The following is a 23,677-nucleotide window of genomic DNA, read 5'->3' on the forward strand; positions in this document are numbered from 1 at the left end:
AGCAGCCGGGCCGTTGCGTATATCGGTCGCCTTCCGGGCCGGCGGCGATCACCATGACGATCGTGAAGTACCGAGAAGTCAGGGCGGTCTACGACGACACCGCCATCACCGTCTACCAGGCGTACGCGGCGCCCATCGCCGGCGCCGCGCTCGGCGCCGGGCGGTTCGTCCCGCCGTTCAAGCGCGAGCGGATGACCTGGATCAAGCCGTCGTTCCTGTGGATGATGTACCGCTGCGGCTGGGCCGCGAAGCCCGGTCAGGAGCGGGTGCTCGCCGTCTCGATCCGGCGGGACGGCTTCGAGTGGGCGCTGCACCGGGCCGTGCTCAGCCACTACGACCGCGACCGGCACGCCGACCGTGCGCAGTGGAGTCAGGAGCTCAAACGCAGCCCGGTGCGGGTGCAGTGGGATCCGGAGCGCTCACTGCGGCTGGGCGAGCTGCCGTACCGCTCGTTGCAGGTCGGTCTCTCCGGTGAGGCGGTGGACCGATATGTGGACGAGTGGACCGTCGAGATCACCGAGGTGACCGCTCACGCCCGGGAGATCCGGCAGCGGCTGGACGACGGCGACGAGGCGGGCGCCGCCGCGCTGCTTCCGGAGGAGCGGATCTATCCGCTGCCCGCCGACATCGCCGAGCGGGTCGGGGCGGGGTAGCGCGCGCCTTCATCGCCGAGCGGGTCGGGCGGGTGTGGCGCGCCTTCGCCGAGGGGATCGGGGCGGGGTAGCGCGCGCCGGGCCGGTTGGGGGGCCGTCTCGGCCCGGCGCGCGCGGGATCAGGTGATCGGGCCGGCTCCGCCGGACGGGACGCCGAAGGAGGGCGTGCCGTCGGCGTTCCAGTTCAGGCGCTGGATGCGGGTGTGGCGGTTGGGGTCGTACAGCGGATCGCCCGTGATGTCGCGGTAGTCGCGGGCGTGGTAGACCAGCACGTCGGTCACGCCGTCCTCGGCGACCGTGAACGAGTTGTGGCCCGGCCCGTACTGCGAGGTCGCCGGGTTGGAGACGAAGACCGGGTCCGGGGTCTTCACCCACGACGCCCGGTTGAGCAGGTCGGCGTTGGCCGGGGCGGTGAGCAGCCCCATGCAGTAGCGGGCGTCGGTGGCGCTGGCCGAGAAGCTCAGGAAGACACGGCCGTTGCGGATGATCACGGCCGGGCCCTCGTTGACCCGGTAGCCTTGGATCTCCCAGGGGCGGGTCGGCGTGGTGATGCGGGTCGGCTTCGTCGCGAGCGTCCACGGGTTGCTCATCCGGGCGATGTAGAGGCTCGTGTTCACCGCGATCTCCGGCTCGCTCTGCGCCCACACCAGATAGCGGCTTCCCCGATGGGCGAACGTCGTCGCGTCGAGGGTGAACCCGTCCCACTCGGTGCGCAGCTTCGTCTTGAGCTGCCAGCCGCTCGCGTCCAGCGGATCGGCCAGCGGTGACTCCAGGACGTAGGTGCGGATCCGGAACACGTCGTCCGAGTCGCCGGCCGCGAAGTAGATGTACCAGCGGCCGTTGATCCGGTGCAGTTCCGGCGCCCAGATGTGCCCGGCCATCGTGCCGCTGGCCGGCCGGCGCCACACCACGGTCTCCGGCGCCGTCGACAAACCGGTCAAAGTGGAAGCTCCGCGCAGGGCGATCCGGTCGTACTCCGGCACCGAGCCGGTGAAGTAGTACTTCCCGTTGGTGCGCGGCGTGATGAACGGGTCGGCCCGCTGGGTGATCAGCGGGGCGGCCGGCGCGGCCGCCGACGCCGCGGAAGCTGACGACAGCCCGGCCAGGGTGGCCAGCCCGAGCGATCCGGTGAGCAGGGCTCGGCGGGACGTCATGCGGTCCTCCTCAGGCGCAGGAACGTGATCGAGTTGGCCGGGAACTCCCGGGTGAAGGTGGATGCCAGCCCTCGGACCGTCGAGGTGACCGGCTGGATCGGCTCGGCGCTGCGGGTGTTCTGCTCGCCCGGGTCGCCTGCCAGCACGGTCATCCGCCCGGTCGGGGCCACCTTGATGCCGTCCAGGTCGACCTTCGTCAGCGCCGGCTTGTCCTGCGCGTTGACGACCTTGACGATCAGATCGCGGCCGTCCTGGGTGATCACCTGGGCGAACGGCTCGGTGACCTTGTTGTCGTCGAAGGTGCCCCACACCTCGCCGTCGCGGATCAGGGTCACCCGCGTGCCCCGTACCTGGATGGTCAGGTTGTAGGTCTGTCCCGTGACCACCGTGTCCGGCCTGGTCAGCAGCTGTTCCTTGGCGTCGGCGCTGCCGGACGCCTTCTCGATCGCGCCCTGCGTGTTGTTCCAGCCGCCCAGGTTCCACCAGTACCAGGTGTCGGAGTCCTTGATCCCGAACGGGATGAGGAAGCCCTCGGCCCCGGCGGTCTTGGTCGCCTTCAGCGTGATGTCGTAGTCGGTGGCCGTGATGTCGGTGGCCGCGGCCACCATCGTGTTGGTCGCGGCGGTGTCCGACTGCACGTACGCCCCGTCCTGCACCGCCCACGTGCCGCGGTTGCTCAGCGAGGTCCAGCCGTCCGCGTCGCCGTCGGCGAAGTCGTCGCTGAACAGGACCGTGCCGTCGGTGCCGGTGACCTTGACGTCGTCGTAGCGCGCGGCGGTGGCCCAGGTGGACAGTCCGACACGTCCGGCGATCGGCTTGGGTTGTACGACCGCGCCCGTGACCGACGACGGCACCACCCGGTCGCCGACGTTGTTCATGAACAGCTTCTGGGTCTGGTAGCTCGTGGTGCCCCACGACTCGTCGGCGTCGAACCAGATGAGGTCGGGCCGCCACTGCACGTGGTCGATGTTGGCCAGGAGCGGCGCGTACGACGCCATCTGGACCACGTCGGCGTTGCGCTCGAGACCCGTCATGTACGCGGCCTCGGCCAGCGAGTTGGCGAACTTGGCGTCCTGCGACGCGTATTCACCGAGGAAGACCTTCGGCCCGTTGCGGTCGTAGCCGTCGTAGCGGGCGTTGTTCTGCAGGAACCAGGACGGGCTGTTGTAGTAGTGCTCGTCCACCATCTCCGACTTCGCATCGCGGTTGAGCTGCCACAGCCGGTCGAAGGTGGCTCCCTGGTCGTCGGGCCCCGAGTTTCCGATGACCACGATCTGGGGGTACGCAGCCTTGATCGCGTCCCGGAATTTCAGATAGTTGGCGAAGTACGCGTCCGGCAGGTTCTCCTCGTTGCCGACCGCGATCATGCTCAGCCCGAACGGCTTCGGGTGGCCCATCCGCGCCCGCAGCTTGCCCCACGTCGAGGTGACCGGCCCGTTGGCGAACTCGATCAGGTCGAGGGTGTCCTGGATGTGCCGCTGGAGCAGGGCCGGGTCGTCGGTGGCGCGGTTCTGGCCGCAGCCGGTGACCAGCGCCGGCACGACCGGCAGGGGAGCGGCGCCGATGTCCTCGGCGAACTGGAAGTACTCGTAGTAGCCGAGGCCGTAGCTCTGGTTGTAGCCCCAGAAGTTGGCGTTGGTGGCGCGGGTCTCGACCGGGCCGACCGTGTCCTTCCACTGATACGAGCGCGCTCGCGGATAGCCGGACGCGGCGTCGTATCCGTACATGCTGCCGGTGTTGACCAGGCATCCGCCCGGGAAGCGGACGAAGCCCGGATCCAACGCGTCGATCTTGGTGGCCAGGTCGGTGCGCAGGCCGTGGTTCTTGAACGTCTTACGCGGGAAGAGCGAGACCATGTCCAGTTTGACCGGTCCGGCGCTTTGCACTTTCAGCGTTGCCGCGTCGGTGGTCGTTGTCGCCCTGATGGCCCCGCTGTATTTGGCCCAACCACCACTTCGGACATTTACGATTTGCCGCGCGTCGCCCACGGTTATGGTCAAGCGCGTAGCGCCTTCCGCCCGTGCCCAAACGGAGAAATCGTAATAGTCGCCCTTGGTGGTCGCGAATGGTGTACTCGTAACGCTGCCATTTAAATCGAGATATGTCCGGTTGCGCTCATTGAGTCTGGCCGCGTCATCGACCGCGGCGGCGGTTCCGCTGACGGTCCATCCGGTCAGCCCGTTATAGGACGCGTTGTCGGCGGGCGAGAACTCGAACGACCGGTTCCGGATGAGCTCGGCGTAGAGGCCGCCGTCGGCGGCCCAGTTGATGTCCTCGAAGAAGACCCCGTACATCGAGTCGCTGATCTCGGCGCCCCGGGCCGAGGAGTCGACGGTGATCGTGTAGTCGGGGGAGACGGCCGGCGGCGCCCCCACGAGTGGCAGTGCCGCCAGCGCGACGAGCGCGCCGGCGAACAGGCGTGGCATAGACGGTCCTCTCTGTTCACGTAAACAGCCTGGCACCTGAAAGACCTTGACGAGCATCTATGTGAACGTTAACCCTAGCGGTAACACAACCGAAATGTCAGGAGCCTCGAAGCATGAGATTCAAGAGCCTCGTCGCCCTCGCCGCCGTGGCCGCGGTGCTGGTCGCGGCCGAGCCCGCCCTGGCCTATCCCGGGCCCGGCGTCGTCACCGGCAGCGTCAACGTCCACGACCCCGGCATGATCAAGAAGCCGGACGGGACCTACCTGATAGCCCACACCGGCAACAACATCTCGCTCAAGACGTCGACCGACCGCACCGCGTTCCGCGACGCCGGGGTCGCCTTCCCCAACGGCGCGTCGTGGACCACCACGTACACCGGCGGCAGCGCCAACCTGTGGGCGCCCGACGTGTCGTACCGCAACGGCCGTTATTACATGTACTACTCGGCCTCGACCTTCGGCTCGAACCGCTCGGCGATCTTCCTGGCCACCAGCACGACCGGCGCCGCCGGCTCCTGGACCAACCAGGGCCTGGTGATCGAGTCACGCACCACCGACAACTTCAACGCGATCGACCCCAACCTCTACGTCGACCCGTCCGGCCGCTGGTGGCTGTCGTTCGGCTCGTTCTGGAGCGGCATCAAGCAGGTGCAGCTGAACGCCTCCACCGGCAAGCGCCTCGACAGCACCATCCGCTCCCTGGCCGGCCGGGGCGGCGGCGCGATCGAAGCCCCGTTCCTCTACCGGCACGGCTCGTACTACTACCTGGTCGTCTCGTTCGACATCTGCTGCCGGGGCGCGGCCAGCACCTATCGCATCATGGTCGGCCGCTCCACCAGCCCGACCGGCCCGTTCGTCGACCGCAACGGCACCGCCATGACCAGCGGCGGCGGCACCGAGATCCTGGCCGGGCAGGGCAGCATCCACGGCCCCGGCGGCCAGTCCGTCTTCACCGACACCGACGCCGACGTCCTCGCTTACCACTACTACGCCGACAACGGCGCCGCCCGCCTGGGCATCAACCTCTTGGCGTACGACTCCTCGGGCTGGCCCTACGTGTACTAGATCCGGCGGTCAGGCCATCCGGAGTCCGGCTGTACGACCAGCAGCGCCATCGCGAGATGCCAGGACGCCACGGCCCACAGCACCTCGGCGTCGCCGGAAAGAAGCCCGGCCAGCGAGACGGCCGGCAGCACGAGGACGGCCAGGGCCGACAGCCGGAACCAGTACCACCGCCGCTCCTGGAAGATCCGGAGGAACATCAGCGCGGCGGCCGCGAGCGCCAGGATGGCGACGTGCAACGGCAGTCCCCATCCGATGCTGACCGCGACCGCCGCGACGATGCTCTGCTGAGCGGACGCCGCGAGCACCGCGATCGCGCCCACGTCCAAGGCGGCGTAGAGCGCCAGGTGCAGCGCCACCCACACAGCCGGCGGCGCCTCCGCCACCAGCCGCCGGGGAGGACACCGGTGGATCACCGCGAGCGACGTCATGGCCTCACCGTAGGCCGGCGGCGCCGCTTTCACAGGCCCATTTCGCCGGGCCTGCGGCGCGCTTCACAGGATCTGCGGCGCGCTTCACAGGATCTGCGGCGCGCTTCACAGGGCCTGCGGCGCGCTTCACAGGGCCTGCGGCGCGCTTCACAGGGCCTGGGGCGCCGGCGACGGTGCGTCTCCGGCCAGCACGAAGGAGCCGCTGCCGAAGGGCTCGACCAAGCCGTCGTCGACCAGGCCGGCCAGGGCCCGCGCCCGCTGGACCTCGTCGGTCCAGACCAGATCGAGGCGCTGCCTCGGCACCGGGCCGGTCGCGTGCCGCAGGACCTCGAGAAGCAGGCCGCGCACCTGACGATCCGTGCCGGCGTACGTCTGCCGTTTGCGGCTCGGCCCCTCCAGCGCGGGCGAGCCGTCGAGCCGCCAGGCGCAGACCTTCTCGAACGGGCACGACGGGCAGCGCGGGGACCGCGCCGTGCAGACGATCGCGCCCAGCTCCATGAAGGCGATGCTCGCCCGCGCCGCCTTCGCGACGTCCGGCGGCAGCAACTCCTCCATCGCGGCCAGATCGGCCGCCGTCGTGGCCGGACCGGCGTCCGGCTTGCCCTCGACCGCCCGGGAGACGACCCGGCGGACGTTGGTGTCGACCACCGGGTGGCGCTGGCCGTACGCGAAGGTCGCGACCGCCCGGCCGGTGTAGGTGCCGACGCCGGGCAGGGCGAGCAGCTGATCGAGATCGGACGGCACGTCGCCGCCGTGCCGTTCGACCATCGCCACCGCGCAGGCGTGCAGCCGCATCGCCCGGCGGGGATAGCCGAGCCGGCCCCACATGCGGATCGCCTCCGACGGTGGGTCGGCGGCGAGGGCGGCCGGAGTCGGCCAGCGGTTCATCCAGGCGTGCCAGGCCGGCTCGACCCGTACGACCGGGGTCTGCTGGAGCATCACCTCGCTGACCAGCACCCCCCACGGGGTCGTGTCGGGCTGCCGCCAGGGCAGATCGCGGGCATTGGCGTCGTACCAGGCGATGGCGTCTTCGGCGAGAGTCATGGCAGGTCTTACTGTAGGTGAGTGCATGAGCTGGCCATCACCGTGATCGGGCCGGACCGTCCCGGCATCGTCGCCGACGTGTCCGAGGCGCTGGCCGCGGTCGGCGCCAACCTGACCGACTCCACCATGACCCGCCTGCGTGGTCACTTCACGATGACGCTGATCTGCACCGGGCCGGGCCCGGCCGAGGCCGAGACGGCGCTCGGCGGGCTTTCCGGGGTGGTCACCCAGGTGCGTTCGGTTTCCCCGGAGTCGTACGGGATGAAGGACGGCGAACCGTGGGTCGTGAGTGTCCACGGGGCCGACCGGCTCGGCATCGTCGCCGCCGTGACGCGGGTCGTGGCCGCGGCCGGCGGGAACATCACCGACCTGTCGACCCGCCTCGCCGGGGCCCTCTACGTGCTGGTCGCCGAGGTCGACCTGCCACCGTCGGCCGGCGACGAGCTGGCCGAGCAGCTGGCCGTGGCCGCGGCCGAGCTGGGTGTCGATGTGTCCTTGCGCCAGGCCGAGCCGGAGATCCTGTGATCGCTTGGGACGGCCCCGACGGGCGCGTGCTTCCGGTGGTCACCGCTCCGGCGCCCGTGCTGAGCGCGGTCGGTGACGAGGTCGATCCATGCTCGCCGGAGGTCCTCCGGCTGGCCGCCGACCTGGTCGCCACCATGCGGGTCTCGCCGGGCTGCGTCGGGCTGGCCGCGCCCCAGGTCGGCGTCGGCGCCCAGATCTTCTGCGTCGATGTGACCGGCCATCCGAAGGCGTCCACCGTCCACGGCGCGTTCGTCCTCTGCAACGCCAAGGTCATCGAGGCCAGCCGGTGGAAGGCCGGCCGCGAGGGCTGCATGTCGGTGCCCGATCTGACCGGCGACGTGAAGCGGGCCGGCCGGGTCGTCGTCTCCGCGGTGCTGCCCGGCAGCGGCGAGCCGGTGACCGTCACCACCGACGCTTTCGAGGCGCGGGCGCTGCAACACGAGATCGACCACTGCGACGGAAAGCTTTTTCTCGATCGGGTCGCCGGGGCGCACGCCATCTACCAGCGCAAGGTCTATCTATAACGACGAAGGCGTGAGTCGGTGTCGCATAACCCGGCGCGTCGCGGCCTTCGTCTGGGCCGTCCGGGTTTACGGTGACCCCACTATGCGATCGACGGTTGGTCCCCTTCCTTCCGCCGTCTACTGGCGGCGTCGTGCGGTCGTGCTGGGCGCTGTCCTGCTCGGCATCATCGTGCTGTTCGTTTCCTGCTCCGGCAACGACGACAAGGACAACCCCAAGGGCACCGGGTCGTCGCAGCTGCCGACACCGGCCCCGGCGTCCTCGCCGACCACCGAGCCGTCCTTCCTCGACGGCGCCACCGGCGGCGGCCCGTCCCTGCCGGATCCGGGTGACGTCGAGTCGCAGCAGCCGGGACAGCAGCAGCCCACGGCCACCGGCCCCACGCTGCCGGCGAACACGGCGGCCACCAACGGGCAGAACGCGAACGGCGGCCAGAACGCGAACGTCAACGCCCCGGCCGGCGGCAGCTGCACGGACGCCGAGATGCAGGTGACCCCGGTGCCGGCGCAGACGCAGCTCAAGCGGGGCAACGCCGTCCAGATAGAGCTCAAGATAAAGAACATCGGCACCCGCACCTGCTCGCGCGATGTCGGCGCCGACCCGCAGGAGCTGTACATCGACTCGGGCGCCCAGAAGTACTGGTCGTCGGACACGTGCAGCAGCGCCAAGGGCGGCGACGTCCGCCAGCTGACCGCGGGCCAGGAGCTCAACTACAAGGTGACCTGGAACGGCCGCCAGTCGAGCAGCTGCTCCGGCGGCGCCGCCTCGGGCCCGAACCCGCCGCCCGGCCAGTTCGAGCTCCGTGGCCGCCTGGGCACCCTCGTCAGCCAGCCGGTGACGCTGACCATCGTGTCCTAAGTGGTCGCGGCTTTAGAGCTTTATCTGGACGTCGACGCGACCAGACGGGTACGGACGTTGTGGCGCGCCCTCGAGGAAGAGGGTGTGCCCACGATGGCGTCGCTGCTGAACGACAAGCACCGCCCGCACGTCTCGCTGGCCGCCGCGCGCACGCTCCCGCCGTCGGCCGTGGTGGCGGCCCTGTCCGACATGACGGTGGCCCGCCCGCTGACCTTGCACCTGGATTTCATCGGCCAGTTCGTGGGCCGGGTGCTGTGGCTGGGCGTGACCCCGACAGCCGGCCTGCTGGACCATCACCGCCAGGTGCACGAGAGGTTGGCCGCCGCCGGCGTGGAGACGTGGGATCTCTACCACCCCGGCAAGTGGGTCCCGCATTGCACGGTCTCGATGCGCGTGCCGAACCCGCTGATGGCCCCCGCCATCCGCCGCTGCCTGGAGATGCTGCCCGTGACCGCCACGGTCACCGGCGCCTCGGTCACCGACCACGCGAACGGCATCGCCGAGCCACTGCCCTGACCCGGTCGCTGCCCCGCGAAGCCGCGCGCGGCGGGGGGTGGGCGCGGAGGTGGGGCCGCGAGGCGGCGTGGCTGAACGAGCGCCGGAGGTGGGACCGCGAGGGGGCGTGGCTGAACGAGCGCGAGGTGCGGGGCCGCGAGGGGGACGCGGGGATCAGTGGGCGCGGTTCAGACGTAGCGCTCGAGGATCGACGCCTCGGCCAGGCGGGACAGGCCCTCTCGTACGCCTCGGGCCCGGGCGTCGCCGACGCCGTCGACGGCCTGGAGGTCTTCCACCGTGGCGCCCAGGAGGCGCTGGAGGCTGCCGAAGTGATCGACCAGGCGGTCGACGATCTGGGTGGGCAGGCGCGGGACCTTGGCCAGCAGGCGGAAGCCACGTGGCGAGACCGCGGCGTCCAGGGCGTCGGACGCGCCCGGATATCCGATCGCCTTGGCCACCGCGACCAGGTCGATCATCTCGGTGGCGGTCAGGAGGTCGAGCTCGACCAGCGCCTCGTCGAGCGTGCGGGCCTTGCGGCCGCTCGGCAGGTAGTCGCGGATGACCAGGGTGCGGTCGGAGTCGACGCCGGCCATCAGCTCGTCGAGCTGAAGGGCCAGGAGGCGGCCGTCGGTGCCGAGCTCGACCACGTATCCCGAGATCTCGTCGGCGATGCGGCGGACCATCTCGAGGCGCTGGACGACCGCCACGGCGTCACGCACCGTGACCAGGTCTTCGATCTCCAGCGCGGACAGCGTGCCGGACACCTCGTCGAGGCGCAGCTTGTAGCGCTCCAGGGTCGCCAGGGCCTGGTTGGCCCGGGACAGGATGGCCGCCGAGTCGTCGAGGACGTGGCGCTGGCCGTTCACGTAGAGCCCGATGATGCGCATCGACTGGCTCACCGAGATGACCGGGAAGCCGGACTGCTTGGCCACGCGCTCGGCCGTCCGGTGCCTCGTGCCGGACTCCTCGGACGGGATGGACGGGTCGGGCATGAGGTGGACGGCGGCCCGCACGATGCGGGTGCCGTCGCTGGAGAGCACGACCGCGCCGTCCATCTTGCACAGCTCGCGCAGGCGGGTGGCCGAGAACTCGACGTCGAGCGGGAAGCCGCCGGTGCAGATCGTCTCGACGACGGCGTCGTGGCCGAGGACGATCAGCGCGCCGGTGCGGCCGCGCAGGATGCGCTCGAGGCCGTCGCGCAGGGCCGTGCCGGGCGCCATCAACGCCAGATTGGCGCGTAGCGGGTCGGCGGTCACGCCGCCGCCGGTGAGGCCGGTGGTGGGAGTGGTCGCCGCACGATGGGCCGAACCGTTGACGCCTGGTCGTGGCGACGGAGAGGCGGCGGCGGGCTTGGAACCATCGCGGTCGAGCGGCACCTGTACATTCTACGGACCCTCTTCCACGTCAACGAAGCGTGGCTCGATGAATCACCGACGGTCACCACCGTGGGCGGCCGAGGCCCGGGCCGCGGACTGCAGCGCGGAGCGCAGATCGGCCACCTCGACGACCTCCATGCCCTTCAGCGAGCCGCTGCTCTCGGGGGCGCAGCCGGGCGGCACGAGCGCCACCTTGAAGCCGAGCCGTGAGGCTTCGGCCAGGCGCCGGCCGACCGCGCCGACCCGCCTGATCTCGCCGGTCAGGCCGACCTCGCCGATCGCCACCAGATGGGGCGCCATGGCCAGGTCGAGGCCGCCGGAGGCGACGGCGAGGGCCATCGCCAGGTCGGCCGACGGCTCGGTGAGCCGGATGCCGCCGACGGTCGCGGCGAAGACCTCGCGGTTGTAGAGCTTGAGCTGCTTGGTGCGGCGCTCGAGCACGGCCAGCACCATGGCCAGCCGGGCGCTGTCGAGGCCCGACACCGTACGCCGCGGCGAGCCCTGCACCTCGGCCCCGATCAGCGCCTGCACCTCGGTGACCAGGGCGCGGCGGCCCTCCATGGCCACGGTCACGCAGGTGCCGGGCACCGGCTCGGCATAACGCGTGAGGAACAGGCCGGACGGGTCGGGGAGGCTCGCGATGCCGCCCTCGTGCATCTCGAAGCAGCCGACCTCGTCGGCGGCGCCGAAGCGGTTCTTCACCCCTCGTACGAGTCGCAATGAAGAATGCTTGTCGCCCTCGAAGTGGAGCACCACGTCGACCAGGTGCTCCAGGACGCGGGGGCCGGCCACCTGGCCGTCCTTGGTGACGTGGCCGACCAGCACGGTGGCGATGCCGCGCTCCTTGGCCACGCCGACCAGGGCGGCGGTGACCGCGCGGACCTGGGTGACGCCGCCGGGGACGCCCTCGGTGCCGGGAGCGGAGATGGTCTGCACGGAGTCGAGCACGAGCAGGCCGGGCTTGACCGCGTCGAGGTGGCCCATGACCGCGGAGAGATCGCTCTCGGAGGCCAGGTAGAGCTTCTCGTGCAGGGCGCCGAGCCGCTCGGCCCGCAGCCGGACCTGGCTGACCGATTCCTCGCCACTGACCACGAGGGACGCCGAGCCCGAGTGGGCGGCCCACTGCTGGGCCACGTCGAGCAGCAGTGTGGACTTGCCCACACCGGGCTCGCCGGCCAGCAGCACCACCGCGCCCGGGACCAGGCCGCCGCCGAGCACCCGGTCGAGCTCGCCGACATTCGTCGGCACGGCCTTGGCCGGGGCGGCGCTGATCTGGGCGATGGGGCGGGCCGGCTCGGACGGCATGCGCGAGCTGACCACCCGGCCGGCGCCGAGCGGCGTGGTCACCGTGGACTCGATGACCGAACCCCACTCGCCGCACTCGGGGCACCGGCCGAGCCATTTCGGCGGCTGGTGCCCGCAGGCGTCGCAGACATAAGTCGGGCGAGCCGCCTTGGCGGCCGAGCGGGTCGAAGAGGAAGTCACCCCGACAAGTTAGCCGCCGGGTATGACATTTACTCCTCGGTGTTCTCGTGCTCGTCGACCGCCGGGCCCCGCGAGGCCGGCGACAGCGGCACCTGGAACGGCGCCTCCACCTGCAGCGGCTGCGAGACGCCGCTGACCTCGAAGGTCAGGGCCAGCGAGGTGCCCGGGGCGAGCTTGCCGGACAGGCCGAGGGCCAGCACCTTCTGCTCGTCGGAGGGGAGGAAGGTGGCGCTGCTCAGCGCGGGGATGGTGATCTGGGCCGGCTCGACCTGCGGCTGGGCCGGCTCGCTGGGCGCGCTCGGCACGGTGCCCGACGCGGGCGACGGGGCGCTGGCGTCGGCCGAGGGGACACCACCGGGCTGCTCGTCCTGCGACGCGCGGCTGCCCGAGGGCTCCGGGTTGGGCGCGGGCGAGGCCGCGGCGGCACCGCCGGTCAGGCCGATCTGCTGCGCCGACACCACGTTGTTGGTCGTGTCCTGCGGCGGCGTGCTGCTGATCGACACCTGGATCGACGAGGTGGTGGTGTTGTAGAGACTCAGCTCGAGCTGCGCGCTCTCACCGGCCGCGTAACCCTCGGGGCTGTTGTAGACCACCTGGAGATTGCGGATCTCGAGGCGCCCGTCGGGGCTCTGCGTGTTGAGGCCCGAGATGGGCGTCTTCAGAATGGCGGTCTCGGCGACCTGGCCGGCCGAGCAGCCGGTCAGCGCCATCACGGCGACCGTGGCGACACCCGCGGCCATTGCGACGCGGCGGGTTCCCAGCGAGCGCATCACGATCCTCCAAGAAAAGAACACCAAAGGGCGTAAGCCCCAGCCTAGAGGTCGGCGATCGGCCACGTGCGCCGACCCGTCCATTCACACCACCCGGCCGCTGAAGATCAGCAGCAGGACGTCGATCAGGGCGACCACGATGACCGCCCGGAACATGGCCACCGCGCGTCCCGAGGCGCGCGTCATGCCGTACCACCCAAGCGGCAGGACCACGACGCAAGCGCAGGCCGCCGCCCAGCCCGCCCACGACGGAGGCCCGGAAGGCCCGAAGACCAGCGTGAGAGTCGCGGCGAGAAGAAGCACCGCGGCCGCGACGGACGAACCGGTGGCGCCTAGCACATGTGGCAGTCCTCGCACCCCGGTTTCGGCATCGTCGGCGAGATCGGGCAGCACGTTGGCGAAATGCGCACCGCCGCCGAGCAGCGCCCCCGCCGCCACGAGCCAGGCCGGCGGCGCCGGATGGCCCGGCAGCGCGACCACCACGAAGGCCGGCAGCAGCCCGAACGCCACCAGATAGGGCACCACCGAGAACACCGTGGACTTCAGCGGCCAGTCGTAGAGCAGCGCGAAGACGCCGACCAGCGAGATGAGCACCGTCGGCCACAGCCCGAACGGCAGGCCCAGGAACGGGATGGCCAGAGAGGCGATCAAACCCGCGGTTCCGACGGTACGGCGACTGACCGCACCCGCCGCGACGGGTTTGTCCCCACGGCCGGCGCGGCGGTCGCGATCGGCGTCGAGCCAGTCGTTCACCCAGCCGACGGAGAGCTGGGTCGCGCCGACCGCGAGGAAGACGCCGAGGATCGCCCACCCGCGATGGCCGGCCCCGATCGCCAGCAAGGTCATGGCCACCGTGACCGCCCCGCCCGGTTCCGGATGGGACGACTTGATCAACGCGAGGGCGCGGGACATGAAAGCAGTGTGGTGGTTGTGACCGATGCGTGCCACGCTCGATCACATGCCGTCGATGCCGCGTAACGATCCGCGTCAGTACGACGACCTCGCCGGCGAGTGGTGGCGCCCCGGCGGTGGCTTCGAACTCCTGCACTGGCTGGCGGCAGCCCGGGCCGACCTGATCCCGCCGGCGTCGTCACCCGGCGCGGTCCTGGTCGACGCCGGCTGCGGCGGCGGCCTGCTGGCCCCTCACCTGGCCGGCAAGGGCTACCGACACATCGGTGTCGACCTGCGCGTCTCCGGGCTGGCCCACGCGGCCCAGCGCGGGGTGACCGCGGTCCGCGGCGACGTGCTGGCCCTGCCGCTGGCCACCGGCTCGGCCGACGTGGTGGCCGCCGGCGAGATCCTCGAACACGTCACCGACCTGCCGGCCGCCGTGGCCGAGCTGTCCCGGGTCCTGCGGCCGGGCGGCCTGCTGGTGCTCGACACGGTCAACTCGGGGGCGCTCAGCCGCTTCGTGACGGTCACCCTGGGCGAGTGGATCGGCGTGGCCCCGATCGGGCTGCACGATCCCGCCCTCTTCGTCGATCCGCGCCGGCTCACCGCCGAGTTCGCCACCCATGGCGTACGCCTCGAGGTGCGCGGCCTGCGGCCCAGCGCGGCCGGGCTGTTCCGCTGGCTGGCCCTCGGCCGGGGCACGGGCGGCCGCATCGTTCCCACCCGTTCGACCGCCGTGCTCTATCAGGGCCGCGGCCTCAAGGAGGCTCCCCGATGATCGAAGAAGCCCGGCGGCTGGCGCCCCGGTTCGCGGCCCGCGCCGCCGAGCACGACCGCGACGGCTCCTTCCCCGCCGACGACTTCGCCGACCTGCGCGACGCCGGCTTCTTCGGCCTGATGACGCCGAAGCGGCTGGGCGGCGCCGGCGCGAGCTTCGCCGACTACGCGGCGGTCGCCTACGAGCTGGCCCGCGGCAACGGCGCCACCGCCCTGATCTTCAACATGCACGCCTCGGTCACCGGCGCCCTGGCCGGGGTGAGCGACGAGCTGGCCGAGGCCCTGGGCCTGGCCGACGAGGCGCTGCGGGCCCGCGACGAGCATCTGCGGGCGGCCGCCGACGGCTCCTGGTACGCGGTGGCGATGAGCGAACGCGGCGCCGGCTCCCGACTCTCCAAGATCACTACGTCGTACGAGCACGTGGACGGCGCCTTCCACATCAAGGGCGCCAAGACCTTCTGCTCCGGCGCCGGGCACGCCGGCGCCTATCTGGTCGCCGCCCGCAGCGCCGACGACCCCGACCAGGTCTCGCAGTTCCTGGTGCCGGCCGGCGACGGCCTGCGCGTCGAGCCGACGTGGGACGCCCTCGGCATGCGCGCGACCGGCTCCCACGACCTGCACATCGACGTGACCGTCCCGTCCGGGGCGCTGCTCGGCGGCGTCGAGGGCCTGGCCCTGGTGATCGCCCAGCTCGCCCCGCACTGGATGGTGGCCAGCTACGCCGCCGTCTACGTGGGCGTGGCCCGCGCCGCCGTCGACGCCGCGGTCGAGCACGTCAACCAGCGCAAGCTCGGCCACCTGCCGGCCGTGCGGGCGCGGATCGGCCGCGCCGACGCCGCGGTCGCCGCCGCCCACCTGGCCGTGATGGAGGCGGCCCGCCGGGTCGACGAGCAGCCCGGCGAGGCCGAGACCACCCGCTGGGTGTGGCGGGCCAAGCTGCTGGCCGGCACGACCGCGGCCGAGGTGGCGGCGTCGATGCTCGAGGCGGCCGGCACCTCGGCCATGCGCCGCGGGCACCCGCTGGAGCGCCTCTACCGCGACGCCCGGGCCGGCTCGCTGCAACCGGCCACCAGCGACGTGTGCGCCGACTGGCTCGGCGTCGACGCGCTCGGCGGTGATCCCGACTCGGACGGATCCGCGCCACGTTGGTAGCGGCTTCTGCGGGGTATGAGTGGCCTGGGGAGGCGTAAGTGAATAACGACGCGACCATCGCCGGGGTAGGAGTCGCTCTACCGCCGTCCGTGGTGCAGGACGATCTGTGGGACGGCTACTTCGCACGGCACTACCCACCCGAGCGGCGGGCGCTGGTCCGGCGGATCTTCGAGAACTCCGGGGTGCGTACCCGGCAGGCCGCGGTGAGCCCGCTGCTCGAGGACGTCTCGGACTGGTCCACCGAGCGGCGGATGCGCCGCTATCAGGTCGAGGCGATCCCGCTCGGCAAGGAGGCGGTGGGCCGGGCCCTGACCGACGCGGGGATCGCCGCCGACGAGCTCGGGCTCTTCGCGGTGTGCTCGTGCACCGGATACGCGACGCCCGGGCTGGACATCCTGCTCGCCCGCGACCTGGGCATGTCGCCGAGCGTGCGGCGGCTCTTCGTGGGGCACATGGGCTGCTACGCGGCGCTGCCCGGGCTGGGCTCGGTGGCCGACTACGTGGTCGCCCAGGGCAAACCGGCGCTGCTGCTCTGCGCGGAGCTGACCAGCCTCCACCTGCAGCCGGCGGCGGCGCGGGTGGACATGCAGCAGATCGTGTCGCACGCGCTTTTCGCGGACGCGGCGGCGGCCGTCGTGGTCACTCCGGGTTCCCAGGGGTACGCCGTAAAGGAGGTCGCCGCCGTCACGGACACGACGACGGCCGACCACATGACGTGGGAGGTGACCGACCTCGGGTTCCGGATGGGGTTGTCCCCACGGGTGCCGGCGGTCCTGAAGCTGCACGTCCGGGAGCTGGTCGACAGCATGCTGGCCCGGCACGGGCTGACCGTGGCGGAGGTGGACGGCTGGGCGGTCCACCCGGGCGGCCCCAAGATCCTGAACGTGGTGCAGGAACAGCTGGGCCTCGGCGACGAGGCGATGGCGCCGTCGCGGGAGGTGCTGTCGGCGTACGGAAACTGCTCCTCGCCGACGGTGCTGCTGGTGCTGGACGCCCTCCGGCGCCGTCCGGCGCCGCCACGACGGGTCGTGATGCTGGCCTTCGGGCCGGGTCTCACGCTCTACGGAACACTGCTGGAGACCTCTACAGTCACAGGGTGACGACCGATCGGCTGCGGGGCGTGGTGCTGTACTCGATGGCGGCGGCGCTGCTGGCCGGCGGCGCCGCGTGGTGGCTGGTGACGGCGCCGGACGACACCAGGCCGACCAGCCAGGCCGAGCAGTGGCGGCGGACCGCGGAGCGGTTGCTGCCGGATGTGGGCACCCAGGAGGACGGCGCCACGATGACCCTCACGCCGGGGGCCGAGCAGCAGGTCTCCACCGAGGTGCCGTCCGGGCAGTATTCGGTGGCGATGGTCTGCGTGGGCGGGGTGGGCAGCACGGTCCGGGTCTCGCTGGACAATTCCGAGGGCGGTTTCGGCGACTTCAGCGGCATCGGAGGTGACTCGGGCCTGGGGATGAGCTGTGAGCAGGAGCGCTCGCCCGAGACTTTCCCGGTCCAGCTCTCCGACGCGCTGCGAATGACAGTCTCCGCCGGCCAGGACAGCGAGGTCGTCTTCCGCTACTCCTTGGTCCGCATCGGCTGACCTCTCATCCGTGCCTTGTCAGAGGCGGGCCAGGTCGGGGCGGATGTCCTCGATCGAGGCGGTGCGAGGGAACAGGCGCACGATCTTGGAGTCGCCGTTGACGAGCAGGGCGGCGGCGACGCCGTCGGGCGGGGGCAGTCGCAGATGGGTGCGCAGCGTGGCCGTCGGATCGTGCAGCGGGCGCAGCGTCTTTCCCTGAGCCTGGGGCGTCGTGTTCGTCGGCGGGGTGATGGCGGCGCTCGCGGTGGCGGCCGACGACACCGTGATCACGGCGATCTCGGGGCGGACGGCGCTGACAGTGTCGGAAATAAGCTTCGCGCAGGCGCAGCCGTCGATGAGCAGGATGACAGCGGGTAGCTGCCGGTTGATCGGGACCGTGCGGCCGTCGGAGCCGAACAGCTCGAGCGCCGGCAGCTCGGTGGCGGGCTCATTGGTGGTGGCGGCCGTGCGCTGGGCGGCGGGCTGGCGCGGCGGCCCGGGCCAGGCCGAGGCGAAGAGGCTGGCCACGGTTACCAGCACGGCCATCGAGATGATCAGGACCGGGGCCCGCATGGCCTTGCCGGCGAGCCGGCGCACCCGGCGGATCGCGGGGCGGCGGGCGAAGCGCTGCCAGCGCGTGGGCGGACCGGTGAGCCGCAGCTCCTCGCGGACCGCCTCGACCTCTTCGGAGAGCTCGGAGAGGTCGTCGGGGATGACGATGACGCCCCACTCCTCGGGCAGGTCAGGCAGGTCGTCCGGCGAACCGCCATCCGACGACCATCCGCCGTTGTCGCTCGCACCAGCCATGACTCACCCTCCCCCCAAGCCGACCAGCCACTCCTACTTCGGCATTTCTTCGGTCGGGGACCTTGCCTCCCAGCCTTCCTCACCTGGCGCTCCACCGCCAGTAGTGCGTGCTTCCGGACCTTAGCGATAAGCTTGACCTCACAAACGCCCTAGGTACGAAATATCCGACCCAGGGGTCAAAGCGGTCACCCTTTCGTCACTTTGCGTTACGAAGGCAGCTCGCGGCGCTTCTGTCAAGCCGTAGAAAGGCCCGTCACAGGGCCTCTGAGCTGCACTAACAGTCACCGGCAGGGTGGGACATCGCTGCCTGAGCGTGTTACCCTAGACACAGCGAAAGGGGCTTCGAACCTATGGTTTTCAGTGTCGGCGAGACCGTTGTTTACCCCCACCACGGGGCCGCACTCATCGAGGCAATCGAAACTAGGGTCATCAAGGGCGAGCCAAAGCAGTACTTGGTCCTGCGCGTCGCCCAGGGCGACCTGACTGTTCGGGTGCCCGCTGAGAATGCCGAAATCGTCGGCGTGCGCGAAGTGGTTGGCGAGGAAGGCCTGGGTAAGGTCTTCGACGTCCTCCGCGCTCCGCACACCGAGGAGCCGACCAACTGGTCGCGGCGTTACAAGGCCAATCTCGAGAAGCTTGCCTCCGGTAACCCCCTGAAGGTTGCCGAGGTCGTTCGCGACCTCTGGCGTCGTGAGCGTGAGCGCGGCCTCTCGGCCGGCGAGAAGCGCATGCTCGCGAAAGCTCGTGACATTCTGGTCGGTGAGGTCGCTCTTGCGGAGAAGAGCACCAAGGACGAGGCCGAGGTTCTCCTCGACAAGGTCCTCACCGAGGCCTGATCTACCCACAGACACAACATCAAAACTTGTGTTCTCAGGACCGCGACGTGACCGCGCAGCTTAGTGCTCGGGGTGACGTCGCGGTCCTGGTTCCGGCAGCGGGTGCCGGCCTGCGGCTCGGCCCGGGCGGGCCCAAGGCTTTGCGCCTGCTCGCCGGCGAGCCGCTGCTCGTGCACGCGGTCCGCCGCGTCGCGGCGGCTCCGTCGGTACGCCTCATCGTGGTCGCCGCTCCAGCGGCCGAGGTCGAGGCGGTTCAGCAGTTGTTGGCGCCGGTCGCGCCGGTCACCGTGGTGGCCGGCGGGGCCGAGCGGCAGGAGTCGGTGTCCCGGGCGCTGGCCCAGGTCCCGCCCGACATCCCCATCGTGCTCGTGCACGACGCGGCCCGCGCCCTCACCCCACCCGACCTGATCGAGTCGGTGGCGGCAGCCGTCCGCGACGGCCATCCCGCGGTGATCCCAGCCCTGCCCGTGGTCGACACGATCAAGGAAGTGGCCCCCGGCGAGACCGTCCTCGGCACGGTCGACCGCTCGGTGCTCCGCAGCGTCCAGACGCCACAGGGTTTCCGCCACGACATCCTGGCCGCCGCCCACGCGACCGCCGCCGGCCAGTTGACCGACGATGCCGGCCTGGTCGAGAAGGCCGGCCTGCCGGTGCTCTGCGTGCCCGGCTCCGAACTGGCCATGAAGATCACCCGCCCCCTCGACCTGATCCTGGCCGAGGCGCTCATCAGCCTCCCGCCCGGCCGTCGGTAGCCTGGGCCGGTGATCAATCAGCGGGTCGGTATCGGGACGGATGTGCACGCCTTCGAGCCGGGGCGGCCCTGCTGGGTGGCCGGTCTGTACTGGCCGGACGTGATCGGGCTGGCCGGGCATTCCGACGCCGACGTGGCCGCTCATGCCGCTTGCGACGCCCTCTTCGGCGCCGCGGGGCTCGGCGACCTGGGCAGCAACTTCGGCACGTCGCGGCCGGAGTGGGCCGGTGCGTCCGGTTCGGCCCTGCTCACCGAGACGTCCCGGCTGGTGAGGGCGGCGTCGTTCGAGGTGGTGAACGTCTCGATCCAGGTGATCGGCAACCACCCCAAGATCGGCAAGCGGCGCGCCGAGGCCCAGGAGGCCCTTTCCGCCGCCGTGGGCGCCCCGGTGACCGTCTCCGGCACCACCACCGACGGCCTGGGACTGACCGGCCGCGGCGAGGGCTTGGCCGCCATGGCCGTCGCCCTGATCGCCTCTGTCTGATCGCCGCTGGAGGTATGGGGAGTGGCGGCGTGCACCCCCACAGGTGGCGTTAGGTGGGAGCGCCTACCCTCGACTCGTGGCCGCGCCTCTGGATCCCGAGACCACGCCCGAAGAGTATCGGCAGCGGGCTCTGCTCCTGGCTGACCTCGGCCGCTATGACGAAGCGGCCGGGGAGATCGCGGCTGGGCTCACCGTGGCGCCTGAGGAAGCCAGTCTTCTGGCCACCCTCGCGCGTATCCATCTGGCGGCGGAGCAGCCGGCCGAGGCTCTGATGGCCGCCGAGCGGGCCTCTGCGGCGGCGCCGGCGGAGATCACTGCCCTTGTCGTGCGGGCCATGGCTCTGGCCGACAGCCGGAAGTTCGGGGAGGCGGCCCGGGTCGCGGGGGACATCCTGCGGCAGTGGCCCGCTGATGCCTACGCGCAGCGGACCGGGGCCGCGCTTCTCAGCGAGTCGCGTAACGGGCAGGAGGCTTTGAACGCCGCCTGGAACGCCGTGCGGGTCGCGCCGGCCGAGGCGGAAGCCCATCTGGTGCTGGCCGTGGTGGCCGCGCGGTTGCGGCTTTTCGATCTGGCGCAGAGGGCGTACGCCCAAGCCCTGGATCTCGATCCGGCTATCGGGGATGCCCAGCGTGACATGGGCATCGTGCGGTTCGAGCGGCGGCGCTGGGCCCGGGCCCTGGAGGAGCTGGCCGACGAGGCTACGTTGCCGGTCGCGCCGGACGCCGACGGTGACTATCCGTCGCCGTTTCCGCGGGCCTATCCGGCGCCCGACCGGCCCGGGGAGCCCGAGCCGGTGACGGCGCACTGGACCGAGGTGCCCGCGGTGAGCCGGCCGTCCGGGCCCGTCCTCGACGTGTCGGGGAGCTCGGCCGAGCAGGTGCGGCGGTTCGCCCTCTACGGGGCGAACGCCACCCAGGTCGCCGCGGTTCTCGCGGGGCTGATGACGCTGGCCAGCGACGGCATCTCGCGGATGTGGGCGGGGCTGATCGGCCTGCTGATCTTCGTAGGTGTCATCGTGGCGCTCAACCGGAACGTTCCGGAGCCGCTCGCGGCCGCGTTGACCCGGCTGCGTGCGCATGACCGGCGGTTGGCCGCGGCGGCGTACGTCGGCTTTGTCGCTCCTCTTCTTTTGTTCGTTTATGCCCTGGCCGGTGGCATTGTGGCGCTGGTGTCGGCAATGGTGCTTGCGGCGGTGGCCGAACTCTTGATCTTGACCAGGCGTTAACCGCGGAGAGGCCCGGCGGCTACCTCTGCCGCAGATTCTTTCGCGGTGCGCAATTTTACGAATGACCCGCAGACCCGCCGCCGCTTCCTGACGACCGCCGGCGCCGGAGTCCTCGCGATCGGCGGCGGTCTCGCGACAGGCGCGACGCCCGCCCAGGCGAAACCCCAGGAGAGGATCCCGTTCCTCGCGGCCACGGTCGAGCAGACGGCCGCCGGTGAGTTCAGGATCAGTTGGAAGGCCGAGGGTGTACGGCGGGTCGCGGTCTACGCGAGCAGGGACCAGCACCGGGTCTCACGGCACCACGCCGTCGCCCACGCCGGTGGAACCGCCACGGTCACCGTGCGCGGGCTCGGCGAGGCCGACCGCTGGTGGTTCGAGCTCGTGCCCGACCGCGGCCGGTCGCTCACCCTGGCCGACCGGTCGCTGCACCTCGCGGCCGCCCCGAACTTCCGCGACGGCGGCGGCTATCGCACGGCCGACGGCCACTGGGTCCGGATGGGCGTCTTCTACCGCTCGAACAGCCTGGCCACCCTCACCGACGCCGACGTGGCCAAGCTGAAGCGGCTCGGCATCCGTACCGACATCGACTTCCGCACCGACTCCGAGGCCGCCGCCGCTCCCGACCGGCTGCCGGCCGGCACGAAGTACGTCTTCGCCAACGTGATCGGCACGACCAGCCCGGGCACCGGCGGCTACTCGCTGGACACCGAGGCGAACGGCGTCGCCATGATGGTGGCCGGCGAGAAGGGCATGGTGTCGTCCGACTCCGCCCGCAAGGCCTACCGCACCTTCCTCACCGCAGTGGCCGACCCCCGGGCCGCGAACGTGCTCTTCCACTGCACGGCCGGCAAGGACCGCACCGGCTGGGCCGGCGCCGCGCTGCTCACCGCCCTCGGCGTGCCGCGCGCCACCGTCTTCGAGGACTACCTGCTCAGCAACACCTATCTCGCGGCCTCCAACGCCGCCGCGCTCGCCGCCGTCCCGGAGGCGATCCGTCCCGGCTACAAGGCCGTCCTCGACGTGCGCCCGGAATATCTCCAGTCCGGCTTCGACGAGGTCGCGGCGAAGTTCGGGACGTTCGACCGCTACCTGCGCGACGGACTCGGCGTCAGCGCGCGGGCGCTGCGGGCCCGCCTACTGGTGGGCTGACCGGATCGAGGAGATCAATCCCTCGCGTACGGCGGTGAGCCCGGCATCGAGCGCGCCCAGCAGCACCGCGTCGTCGTCGATGGCGGTCAGCGCGATGGGACTCTCCAGCGGCGCCGCCCGGCGCATCGCACCGGTCACCGCGGAGAGCAGGACGCCGCCGCCGGCCTGGGCGATCGGGCCGGCCAGCACCACCAGGTAGGGATCGAGGACGGCGACGACCGCGGCCAGGCCGACCACGATGCGGTCGGCCAGCCCGGTGAGGAAGTCGCCGGCCGCGGCCGGGTCGTCCGCCGCCGCGCTGACCACTTCGGCCGGCGTGCGGCCCGGAACGCCGTTGTCCCGGGCCAGCTCCAGGATGGCGGCGCCGCCGAAGAGGTGCTGCAGGTCGAGCTTGCGGTCGGCCGAGTCGGGGGAGTAGAGCGGCATGTAGCCGATCTCGCCGGCGCCGCCCCGGGCGCCGCGCATCAGCGTGCCGGCCATGTCGATGGCGAGGCCCAGGCCTTCCTGGCCGAGCCAGAGCAGGGCGAAGCCCTCGGCGTCGCGGCCGACCCCGCGCCGGCGTTCGGCCACGGCGGCCAGGTTCACGTCGTTGTCGACGCCGACCTCGGTGCCGAGCGCGCCCGCGATGCGGGGCACGAGACCCGTACGGCCGAAGCCCGGGAGATGCACGTGCCGGATCGTCGCCGCCCGGGCGTCGTAGGAGCCGGCCACGCCGATGCGCACGTGGCGCACCCGCTCGGCCGGGACGCCGGCCTCGTCGCGCAGGCGGGCCACCACGTCGACCAGCGCCTGCATCGGATCGCTGGTGAGAAAGTCCACACGCGACTCGACGCGGCCGCATATCGCGCCGGTGAGGTCGCAGAGGGCGGCCACCACCGACGGCGCGCCGCTGGGGCCGATGTCGCGGACCGACACCGCCGCCGCGTAGGCCGCGCCGGGGTTGGCCGCGTAGATCTCGGCGTTCGGCCCGGGGCGCCCGCTGTTGTGACCGACCACAGTGACCAGTCCGGCCTCGGTCAGCCGGCGCAGCACCTCGGAGATGGTCGGTGTCGAGAGAGCGGTGAGTTTGCGGAGGTCGGAGCGCGTCAGCCGGCCCGGGTCGAGCAGGTGGGCCAGGGCCGCGCTCTCGTTCATGGCTCGGAGCAGCTTCGAGGAGCCGGCCAGACGGGTCACCAGCCGGACGTTAAGCGGGGGCGTCTACGCATGTCAAGGTTCATCGAGCCTTATTGATAAAGTTGGTT

Annotated in this window: 25 protein-coding genes; 15 read left to right on the forward strand and 10 right to left on the reverse strand. The window is 71.3% G+C overall.

Annotated features, from left to right (window positions below):
* Positions 1-53: 53 nt before the first annotated feature.
* The gene (locus tag ACFY36_RS35010) at positions 54-653 is read left to right on the forward strand and encodes a DUF4291 domain-containing protein (protein ID WP_499750172.1); all 600 of its coding nucleotides are present in this window, start codon (positions 54-56) and stop codon (positions 651-653) included.
* A 119-nt stretch (positions 654-772) separates the two neighbouring features.
* On the opposite strand, the gene ACFY36_RS35015 is transcribed toward ACFY36_RS35010, so the two are convergent.
* On the reverse strand, positions 773-1,807 hold the full coding sequence (locus ACFY36_RS35015) for a glycoside hydrolase family 43 protein (RefSeq protein ID WP_499750173.1): 1,035 nt from the start codon (positions 1,805-1,807) through the stop codon (positions 773-775).
* Positions 1,804-4,233, reverse strand: a complete 2,430-nt coding sequence (locus ACFY36_RS35020; RefSeq protein ID WP_499750174.1) for an alpha-L-arabinofuranosidase family protein — start codon at positions 4,231-4,233, stop codon at positions 1,804-1,806. The genes ACFY36_RS35015 and ACFY36_RS35020 overlap by 4 nt, the downstream gene beginning before the upstream one ends.
* Before the next feature lie 113 nt (positions 4,234-4,346).
* Here ACFY36_RS35020 and ACFY36_RS35025 point away from each other — a divergent pair, with 113 nt between their 5' ends.
* Positions 4,347-5,297, forward strand: a complete 951-nt coding sequence (locus ACFY36_RS35025; protein WP_499750175.1) for an arabinan endo-1,5-alpha-L-arabinosidase — start codon at positions 4,347-4,349, stop codon at positions 5,295-5,297.
* On the opposite strand, the gene ACFY36_RS35030 is transcribed toward ACFY36_RS35025, so the two are convergent.
* Together ACFY36_RS35030 and ACFY36_RS35035 are read right to left on the reverse strand one after the other, a co-directional pair.
* On the reverse strand, positions 5,294-5,725 hold the full coding sequence (locus ACFY36_RS35030) for a hypothetical protein (RefSeq protein ID WP_499750176.1): 432 nt from the start codon (positions 5,723-5,725) through the stop codon (positions 5,294-5,296). The two genes, ACFY36_RS35025 and ACFY36_RS35030, sit on opposite strands and share 4 nt — an antisense overlap.
* Positions 5,726-5,872: 147 nt before the next feature.
* The gene (locus tag ACFY36_RS35035; protein WP_499750177.1) at positions 5,873-6,769 is read right to left on the reverse strand and encodes an HhH-GPD family protein; all 897 of its coding nucleotides are present in this window, start codon (positions 6,767-6,769) and stop codon (positions 5,873-5,875) included.
* A gap of 21 nt (positions 6,770-6,790) precedes the next feature.
* Between ACFY36_RS35035 and ACFY36_RS35040 the strand changes: the two genes are divergently transcribed.
* The 4 genes from ACFY36_RS35040 (at position 6,791) to ACFY36_RS35055 (ending at position 9,190) form a co-directional block, all read left to right on the forward strand.
* Positions 6,791-7,294: a glycine cleavage system transcriptional repressor gene (locus ACFY36_RS35040; protein WP_499750178.1), complete on the forward strand. Its 504-nt coding sequence runs from the start codon at positions 6,791-6,793 to the stop codon at positions 7,292-7,294.
* Positions 7,291-7,818, forward strand: a complete 528-nt coding sequence (locus tag ACFY36_RS35045; RefSeq protein ID WP_499750179.1) for a peptide deformylase — start codon at positions 7,291-7,293, stop codon at positions 7,816-7,818. Before ACFY36_RS35040 ends, ACFY36_RS35045 begins: the two co-directional genes overlap by 4 nt.
* Before the next feature lie 82 nt (positions 7,819-7,900).
* Positions 7,901-8,674 (forward strand): adhesin, encoded by a 774-nt coding sequence (locus tag ACFY36_RS35050; protein ID WP_499750180.1) that lies wholly within the window; start codon positions 7,901-7,903, stop codon positions 8,672-8,674.
* Positions 8,675-9,190 (forward strand): 2'-5' RNA ligase family protein, encoded by a 516-nt coding sequence (locus ACFY36_RS35055; RefSeq protein WP_499750181.1) that lies wholly within the window; start codon positions 8,675-8,677, stop codon positions 9,188-9,190.
* Positions 9,191-9,357: 167 nt separating this feature from the next.
* Here ACFY36_RS35055 and disA read toward each other — a convergent pair whose 3' ends face one another.
* The 4 genes from disA to ACFY36_RS35075 form a co-directional block, all read right to left on the reverse strand.
* Positions 9,358-10,545: a DNA integrity scanning protein DisA gene (gene disA, locus ACFY36_RS35060; RefSeq protein ID WP_498655824.1), complete on the reverse strand. Its 1,188-nt coding sequence runs from the start codon at positions 10,543-10,545 to the stop codon at positions 9,358-9,360.
* A 51-nt stretch (positions 10,546-10,596) separates the two neighbouring features.
* Positions 10,597-12,030 carry a DNA repair protein RadA gene (radA, locus tag ACFY36_RS35065; RefSeq protein ID WP_499750182.1) on the reverse strand — a complete coding sequence of 478 codons (1,434 nt, stop codon included), beginning with the start codon at positions 12,028-12,030 and terminating at the stop codon, positions 10,597-10,599.
* A gap of 29 nt (positions 12,031-12,059) precedes the next feature.
* A complete protein-coding gene (locus ACFY36_RS35070) occupies positions 12,060-12,800 on the reverse strand; it encodes a hypothetical protein (RefSeq protein ID WP_499750183.1) in 741 nt (246 codons plus the stop codon).
* Positions 12,801-12,884: 84 nt separating this feature from the next.
* Positions 12,885-13,712: a UbiA family prenyltransferase gene (locus ACFY36_RS35075; RefSeq protein ID WP_499750184.1), complete on the reverse strand. Its 828-nt coding sequence runs from the start codon at positions 13,710-13,712 to the stop codon at positions 12,885-12,887.
* A gap of 46 nt (positions 13,713-13,758) precedes the next feature.
* Here ACFY36_RS35075 and ACFY36_RS35080 point away from each other — a divergent pair, with 46 nt between their 5' ends.
* The 4 genes from ACFY36_RS35080 to ACFY36_RS35095 are packed head-to-tail and all read left to right on the forward strand — an operon-like array spanning position 13,759 to position 17,205.
* Entirely contained in the window at positions 13,759-14,469 is a 711-nt protein-coding gene (locus tag ACFY36_RS35080) for a methyltransferase domain-containing protein (protein ID WP_499750185.1), read from the forward strand.
* Positions 14,466-15,620: an acyl-CoA dehydrogenase family protein gene (locus ACFY36_RS35085; protein WP_499750186.1), complete on the forward strand. Its 1,155-nt coding sequence runs from the start codon at positions 14,466-14,468 to the stop codon at positions 15,618-15,620. The genes ACFY36_RS35080 and ACFY36_RS35085 overlap by 4 nt, the downstream gene beginning before the upstream one ends.
* Positions 15,621-15,658: 38 nt before the next feature.
* Positions 15,659-16,720, forward strand: a complete 1,062-nt coding sequence (locus ACFY36_RS35090; RefSeq protein WP_499750187.1) for a type III polyketide synthase — start codon at positions 15,659-15,661, stop codon at positions 16,718-16,720.
* Positions 16,717-17,205 carry a DUF6023 family protein gene (locus ACFY36_RS35095; protein WP_499750188.1) on the forward strand — a complete coding sequence of 163 codons (489 nt, stop codon included), beginning with the start codon at positions 16,717-16,719 and terminating at the stop codon, positions 17,203-17,205. The genes ACFY36_RS35090 and ACFY36_RS35095 overlap by 4 nt, the downstream gene beginning before the upstream one ends.
* 18 nt (positions 17,206-17,223) lie before the next feature.
* Here the strand turns inward: ACFY36_RS35095 and ACFY36_RS35100 are convergent, their stop codons facing one another.
* Positions 17,224-17,991, reverse strand: a complete 768-nt coding sequence (locus tag ACFY36_RS35100) for a hypothetical protein (protein ID WP_499750189.1) — start codon at positions 17,989-17,991, stop codon at positions 17,224-17,226.
* Between the two features lie 350 nt (positions 17,992-18,341).
* On the opposite strand from ACFY36_RS35100, the gene ACFY36_RS35105 reads away from it, so the two are divergent.
* From ACFY36_RS35105 to ACFY36_RS35125, 5 genes are all read left to right on the forward strand, one after another.
* Positions 18,342-18,827 (forward strand): CarD family transcriptional regulator, encoded by a 486-nt coding sequence (locus tag ACFY36_RS35105; RefSeq protein WP_026206027.1) that lies wholly within the window; start codon positions 18,342-18,344, stop codon positions 18,825-18,827.
* A gap of 47 nt (positions 18,828-18,874) precedes the next feature.
* The gene (ispD, locus tag ACFY36_RS35110) at positions 18,875-19,579 is read left to right on the forward strand and encodes a 2-C-methyl-D-erythritol 4-phosphate cytidylyltransferase (RefSeq protein ID WP_499750190.1); all 705 of its coding nucleotides are present in this window, start codon (positions 18,875-18,877) and stop codon (positions 19,577-19,579) included.
* 9 nt (positions 19,580-19,588) lie between these two features.
* A complete protein-coding gene (gene ispF, locus ACFY36_RS35115) occupies positions 19,589-20,062 on the forward strand; it encodes a 2-C-methyl-D-erythritol 2,4-cyclodiphosphate synthase (protein ID WP_499750191.1) in 474 nt (157 codons plus the stop codon).
* 76 nt (positions 20,063-20,138) lie between these two features.
* The gene (locus ACFY36_RS35120) at positions 20,139-21,287 is read left to right on the forward strand and encodes a tetratricopeptide repeat protein (protein ID WP_499750192.1); all 1,149 of its coding nucleotides are present in this window, start codon (positions 20,139-20,141) and stop codon (positions 21,285-21,287) included.
* 45 nt (positions 21,288-21,332) lie between these two features.
* Complete coding sequence (locus ACFY36_RS35125; protein ID WP_499750193.1) at positions 21,333-22,436, forward strand: tyrosine-protein phosphatase; 1,104 nt, start codon at positions 21,333-21,335, stop codon at positions 22,434-22,436.
* Here ACFY36_RS35125 and ACFY36_RS35130 read toward each other — a convergent pair.
* Entirely contained in the window at positions 22,422-23,609 is a 1,188-nt protein-coding gene (locus tag ACFY36_RS35130) for an ROK family transcriptional regulator (RefSeq protein WP_499750194.1), read from the reverse strand. The two genes, ACFY36_RS35125 and ACFY36_RS35130, sit on opposite strands and share 15 nt — an antisense overlap.
* Positions 23,610-23,677 lie beyond the last annotated feature (68 nt).

Origin of the sequence: Actinoplanes sp. NPDC000266 (assembly GCF_042899005.1) — a bacterium.
Classification (GTDB): domain Bacteria; phylum Actinomycetota; class Actinomycetes; order Mycobacteriales; family Micromonosporaceae; genus Actinoplanes.

Excerpts from the sequence above, each read along its gene's own strand:
- ACFY36_RS35010 (WP_499750172.1), top strand. The coding sequence starts at position 54 with ATGACGATCGTGAAGTACCGAGAAGTCAGGGCGGTCTACGACGACACC.
- ACFY36_RS35030 (WP_499750176.1), bottom strand. The coding sequence starts at position 5,725 with ATGACGTCGCTCGCGGTGATCCACCGGTGTCCTCCCCGGCGGCTGGTG.
- ACFY36_RS35050 (WP_499750180.1), top strand. The coding sequence starts at position 7,901 with ATGCGATCGACGGTTGGTCCCCTTCCTTCCGCCGTCTACTGGCGGCGT.
- ACFY36_RS35070 (WP_499750183.1), bottom strand. The coding sequence starts at position 12,800 with ATGCGCTCGCTGGGAACCCGCCGCGTCGCAATGGCCGCGGGTGTCGCC.
- ACFY36_RS35025 (WP_499750175.1), top strand. The coding sequence starts at position 4,347 with ATGAGATTCAAGAGCCTCGTCGCCCTCGCCGCCGTGGCCGCGGTGCTG.
- ACFY36_RS35035 (WP_499750177.1), bottom strand. The coding sequence starts at position 6,769 with ATGACTCTCGCCGAAGACGCCATCGCCTGGTACGACGCCAATGCCCGC.
- ACFY36_RS35085 (WP_499750186.1), top strand. The coding sequence starts at position 14,466 with ATGATCGAAGAAGCCCGGCGGCTGGCGCCCCGGTTCGCGGCCCGCGCC.
- ACFY36_RS35100 (WP_499750189.1), bottom strand. The coding sequence starts at position 17,991 with ATGGCTGGTGCGAGCGACAACGGCGGATGGTCGTCGGATGGCGGTTCG.
- ACFY36_RS35105 (WP_026206027.1), top strand. The coding sequence starts at position 18,342 with ATGGTTTTCAGTGTCGGCGAGACCGTTGTTTACCCCCACCACGGGGCC.
- ACFY36_RS35020 (WP_499750174.1), bottom strand. The coding sequence starts at position 4,233 with ATGCCACGCCTGTTCGCCGGCGCGCTCGTCGCGCTGGCGGCACTGCCA.
- ACFY36_RS35080 (WP_499750185.1), top strand. The coding sequence starts at position 13,759 with ATGCCGTCGATGCCGCGTAACGATCCGCGTCAGTACGACGACCTCGCC.
- ACFY36_RS35015 (WP_499750173.1), bottom strand. The coding sequence starts at position 1,807 with ATGACGTCCCGCCGAGCCCTGCTCACCGGATCGCTCGGGCTGGCCACC.
- ACFY36_RS35075 (WP_499750184.1), bottom strand. The coding sequence starts at position 13,712 with ATGTCCCGCGCCCTCGCGTTGATCAAGTCGTCCCATCCGGAACCGGGC.